Source organism: Stenotrophomonas sp. P5_B8, assembly GCF_054049855.1.
The window spans coordinates 1-5439 of sequence record NZ_JBFULO010000253.1 but is presented as its reverse complement, the minus strand read 5'-3'; the positions used below and the strand labels follow the sequence as shown (position 1 = coordinate 5439).

General features: G+C 67.6%; 4 protein-coding genes. All 4 read right to left on the bottom strand.

Going from position 1 to position 5439, the window contains the following annotated elements; all coding sequences use genetic code 11:
• Positions 1-943, bottom strand: a 943-nt coding sequence (locus ACXJKH_RS13630; RefSeq protein WP_457320030.1) for a peptide MFS transporter, incomplete at its 3' end; no start/stop codon positions are given.
• A 19-nt stretch (positions 944-962) separates the two neighbouring features.
• Positions 963-2987, bottom strand: a complete 2025-nt coding sequence (locus ACXJKH_RS13625; RefSeq protein WP_457320028.1) for a serine hydrolase domain-containing protein — start codon at positions 2985-2987, stop codon at positions 963-965.
• Positions 2984-3982, bottom strand: a complete 999-nt coding sequence (locus ACXJKH_RS13620) for a dipeptide epimerase (RefSeq protein WP_457320026.1) — start codon at positions 3980-3982, stop codon at positions 2984-2986. The genes ACXJKH_RS13625 and ACXJKH_RS13620 overlap by 4 nt, the downstream gene beginning before the upstream one ends.
• Before the next feature lie 33 nt (positions 3983-4015).
• Positions 4016-5439: serine hydrolase domain-containing protein (locus tag ACXJKH_RS13615; RefSeq protein WP_457320024.1), on the bottom strand; the 1424-nt coding region annotated here is incomplete at its 5' end.

The following is a 5439-nucleotide window of genomic DNA, read 5'->3' as shown; positions in this document are numbered from 1 at the left end:
GCGCAAATGACAGGCCGACCACGGCAGCGCCGATCGCCATCTTGGTCAGTGCGGCCGGCTCGCGGCCCTCGCGCGCCTGCCGCGTCCAGCGCCGCACCAGCAGCGGTGTGATCAGGAACACCAGCAGCGGATTGAGCGAGAAGAACCAGGTCATCGGGACGGTGAAATCGGCGGTGATCACGCGGTCCACGCCGGTATCGAGCCAGATCGCGATGGTGTTGCCGATCTGCTCGTAGGCCAGTCGGAATACCACGATCAATCCGGCAATCATCGTCATCAGCTGCAGCAGTGGTCGGTAGGTCGGCTGCCACAGCGCGGAGAAGGGCAGCGTGGCGCGCTCGCTGCGCGGCGGATCCGGTGGCAGGTGCCGTCGGCCGCTGATGTAGACCACCAGGCCCAGCAGCATGCCGATGCCGGCGGCCGAGAAACCGACGTGCCAGCCATACACCTCTCCCAGCGTGCCGCAGACCAGCGGCGCGAGAAACGCGCCGAGGTTGATGCCCACGTAGTACACGTTGAACGCCGAGCCACGACGCGGATCATCGCGCCGGTACAGGTCGCCGACCTGGCCCGGCAGGGTCGGCAGGAACAGCCCGTTGCCAAGTACGATCGCCAGCAGTGCCGGATACAGCAGGGCATCGAAGGCCATCAGGAAGTGGCCGAACGCCATGATCACCCCGCCCAGGATCACCGCATGCCGCTTGCCCAGCCAGCGGTCGGCGAGCAGGCCGCCGAACACCGGGCTCAGGTAGGCCAGCGCGGTGTACAGGCCATAGACCATCGAGGCCTGCTCCTGCGAGAAAAGCAGCTGCTTGGTCATGTAATAGACCAGCAGCGCCCGCATGCCGTAGTAGGAGAATTTCTCCCACATCTCGGTGAGGAACAGGATGGTCAGGCCTGGCGGCTGCCCGAACCAGGCCCTGGGCGGTGCAGCGATGCTCATCGGGCGGGGCATCCGTGGGTCAGAGCTGCAGGCCGGTACTGATCAGGCGCTGGGTAATGGCAACGAACGCCACCACCAGCCCTGCCAGTGCGACCACCCAGGCGCCGTAGCGGCGCACGCGCGGCCAGCTGGCCGGGGTGCGGATCGCCACCCAGACCAATGCCGCTGCCGCGAACACGCTCAGCCAGGACAGCGCCTGCACCAGGATCAACGGCCCGTTGGTGTACGACGAGATCGCGCCCGGGCCAGCGATCGATTTCACGTACAGCGCCCAGGCGGCCACGGTGCCCAGCTGCGTGGTGATCGACAGCGTCTGCAGCCAGCGCAGGCCGCGGTTTTCTGCCGGCGCGCTGACACGGTAGTAGCGGCGCACGAACACGCCACCGACGCGCAGCACGGCCGACAGCGTAAGCAGCCCCAGCGCGACGAACAGCGCAGGGCGCAGCCACGCCGGCGAACGCCAGCCGGGGATCGGTTCAAAGCCGAACACCGAGGCGAACGGACCGCCGGAGAAGTACACCGGTCGGCCGTCCTTGACCTTCACTTCCAACAGGCCGCGGCCGTTTTCCTGCTGCCACAACCACGGCGACACCTCGCGCCAGCGCAGCAGCTGGCCGTTGAGGCCCTTCTGGCCATCCACGGTGATGGTGCCGTCATCCTGCGGGTGCACGCGGATCGGTGCGAACAGCGTCAGCATGCGCAGATAGGAACTGTCCGAACGGCGCGTGCTCTGCCAGCTCGTCCCGGCCAGCGCAGCGGCGTGCGAGCGGGCCGTGGCAGCATCCACGCCCGGGCCGGCGCGTTCGATCGGCAGGGTCGGCAGGAAATTCTCGACGAAGCGCTCCCACACCTGGGCGCGCAGGGCAGAACCGGCCGCATCACGCCCCACGCTGTTGGTGGAAACGAAGACGCCGATGTTGCGTTCCGGGATCATCCACAGCCACGAGTAGAAGAACAGCATCGTGCCGCCGTGTGAGCGCGTGTCGTAGCCCCCGGTGTCCGAGGCCATCCAGCCCAGGGCCATGCGCGGCAGGTGCGGCAGGATCGCCGGCTGCGGGGTCAGCATCTGTGCGTTGGTCTCGGCGCGCATGATGCGCTGGCCGTCGAGCTCACCATGATTGAGCGTGGCCATCATGAAACGTGCCATCGCCGAGCCGGAGGCATACAGACCGCCCACGCCCGGCGCGGTGTTCTTCTCGGCCGGGTAGCTTTTGCCCGAGCCCAGCAGATAGCCCTTGGCGGCGTGCGGCAGCAGCTCGGCCGGCAGCTTCTGTTCGAAGCTGGCGTACTGCATGCCCAGCGGCTGCAGGATGTGCTGTCTGGCGTAGTCCTCGAAGCGCTGGCCGCTGACCCGCTCGACGATGTACGAGGCGATGCCGGTGGCGTAGTTGGAATACGCCGGCGTGGTGCCCGGTGCGGAGATCTGGTTGGGCACCCATTCCTTGAGGAAGTTGTCGCGGTTGGCCGGATGGTCCGGGCCCAGCACGATCAGGTAGCGCATGCGCTCTTCCAGACCGCTGGTGTGGGTCATGATCTGGCGCAGCGTGATCGGCGCACCGTTGGCCGGGACCTTGATGTCCAGGTAGATGTTGATGTCGGCGTCCAGATCCAGCTTGCCCTGTTCGACCAGCTGCATCACCGCGGTCCAGACAAACAGTTTGGAGATGGACCCGGGGCGGAACAGGGTGGTTTTGGGATCGACCGGCGTGCGCTTCTCGACATCGGAGAAACCAAAGCCGCGCTCTGTGACGACCTTGCCATTCTCGACCACCGTGACCACGGCACCGGCGAGATCGCCCTGCGCCATCAAGTAGGGGACCAGGCCGTCCAGGAAGGTGTCGACGCGGGCTGCATCCAGCGTGCCGGTGGCGGCCGGCGGGGGAGTGACGCTGTCAGGCGCCCGGGTGGCTGCAGGCTGCGGCGCGGCGGCGGGCGGCGGGGCCTGTGCGTGCAGCGGCGAGAACACGGCGCTGGAGGTCAGCAGCAGGCCGGCCACCAGCGCGCGCCAGCTGAGGGTGCGCGGATGCCGCGATGTCATGCTCATGCCTGCACCCCCTTGCCCCACACCGCGTCCTCGCAATGCACCCGTCCCTCGTCATAGCGCAGGCCCGGGACGCGATCCTCGCGCAGGAACAGCGGGCCATCGAGATCGACCACGTCGCAATGCTGGCCCACGATGAAGGCCGGGCCCATCGCCCAGCTGCTGCCGATCATGTTGCCGACCATCACCTGCATGCCCAGTGCACGGGCCTTGTCGACCATGGCCAGGCCTTCGGTGAGTCCGCCGGCCTTGTCGAGCTTGATGTTGATCACGTCGAACAGACCGGCCAGCGCTTCGATGTCCGCCGCGTCCTGAACGCTTTCGTCGGCAGCGAACGGCAGCGGTCGTGCGAAGCCCTTGAGTTCGGCTTCGCGACCGCGCTGCAGCGGCTGTTCCAGCAACTTGATGCCGTTGTCCAGCAGCACCGGCATCAACGCGTCCAGCACGTCCACGGTGTAGCCCTGGTTGGCGTCCACGCCCATCCATACCTCCGGGCGCGCCTTGCGGACGGCGCGCACGCGTTCGCTATCGATATCCAGTTCGCCACTGAGCTTGAGCTTGAGCGCCTTGGCGGCCGCATAACGCCCGGTGGCGATCGACTGCATCGTCGCCGGATCATCAGCGCCGAGGGTCCAGGTGGTCAGCAGCGKCCGGGTCTGCGACAACCCAGCCAGCGCCCAGGCCGGTTTGCCGGTCCGGCTCGCCTCCAGATCCCACAATGCGCAGTCCAGCGCGTTGCGCGCGCCGCCGCGGGGCAGCAGTTGCTGCAGGTCGGCGCGGCTGATGCCGGTTTCGATCCGCGCACGCAGCTGTTCCAGCGTGGCCAGCATCTGCTCTGGCGCATCATCGAGGTAGTACACGCCACTGGCTTCGCCACGGCCGCGATGGCCGCCGTCTTCCAGTTCCACGCGCAGCACCTGGGCGTGTTCGAAAACGTAACCGCTGATCCGGAACGGAGCCAGCAATGCAAGCGTGTCGATCTGCAGGGTGAGTTTCACAGGATGTCTCCAGCCCCGAAGCGGGGCGACGGGTCAGTAGTTGAGAGCGAAGTCGGCCAGGCCCATCAGAGCCAGCGCGTAGGCAAGCACGCAGGCGGCCATCAGCAGCAGCACGGCCCAAAGGCGTGCCAGCCAGCCGCGTCCGCCGCGCAGCGTCTGCAGCAGGTTCCAGGTCATCGCCGCGAGCCCGCCGACGATGGCGATCACGGAGGCGGTGCCCAGCCCGATCACCGCCGGATCGAGACGGTCGTCCAGGCGGGCGAAATCCGCGGCCGCCCACGCCATCAACGCCATGGCTGCTGCAGGTACCAGCAGCATGAACCAGCACGCGAGGCGGCTCAGGCGATAGGCCAGCAGCGTCCTGCGCGGCCAGGCCAGCACGCGGCCATGACGACGGCGGACGAACGCGGCGACGGGCCAGGCCAGCGCGGAAAGCGCCAGTACCGCCATGGCAGCGGTCAGCAGTGGCTTGAGCCACACCGCCGAGCGGTAACCTTCCGCGCGCAGGAACACGTTGAACGGTGAGGACGCGTCGACCGCGAAGCCGACCGGCGTTCCGTCCTTGAGGATGGCGGCCAGGCGCAGCTCGCTGTTGTTCGCCTGCCATAACCACGGTGCGATCGGCCTGAAGGTGGACGGCTGTCCGTTGGGCTGTTTCAGGCGCGGCAGGCGCAGACTGCCATCGTCCAGCGCCTCCAGCCGCGTCTGAGTGAGGATGCCGGTGCGGCCGATGCCGGTTTCGGCGCGACGTGAATCGAGATAGCTCGGTGCGGCCAGCTGGCGCGCCTGTTCCCTGGCCAGCGCGGCGTCTACCTGCGGTGCCGCGGCGGGGGCGTCTGCCGGGAAGTAGCGGTCGGCGAAGTTCTCCAGCAGCTCACGGCGGATCGGGCCGGTGACGCCGTTGGCGCCGGCGCTGTTGAGCGCGACGAACAGGCCGACGTCGTGGTCGCGGAACAGGAACAGCTGCGAGTGGAACGAGTAGGTGTCACCGGCGTGGGACACCACCCGCTGACCATTGACGTCGATCTCGTAGAACCCGAGTGCCATGGTGTTCAGTGGTGGCGCGAAGCGGGTCTGCGGCGTCAGCATCTGTTGAGTGGTCGCTGCCTTCAGAATGGCCGTGTCGTGACCGCCCGCCGCGCTCAGGTGCGCGATCATGAAACGCGCCATGTCGCTGCCCGTGGCCGACATCGCCCCGGCCGGCGCGGACGGGGTGACTTCGAAGTCGCGCGGCTGGCCCGATCCYAGTGCATAGCCCTGGGAGACCCGGCCACGCAACGCAGGCGGCAGCGGCTGACGAAAGCTGGCGTGCTGCATCTGCAGCGGCACGAAGATGTGCTGCTCGACGTAGTCGACGAATGGCTGCCCCGATACGCGCTCGACGATGTAGCCGGCAAGGCTGGTGCCGTAGTTCGAATACGCCGGCACAGTGCCCGGGGCAAAGATTTGCGCCGGTA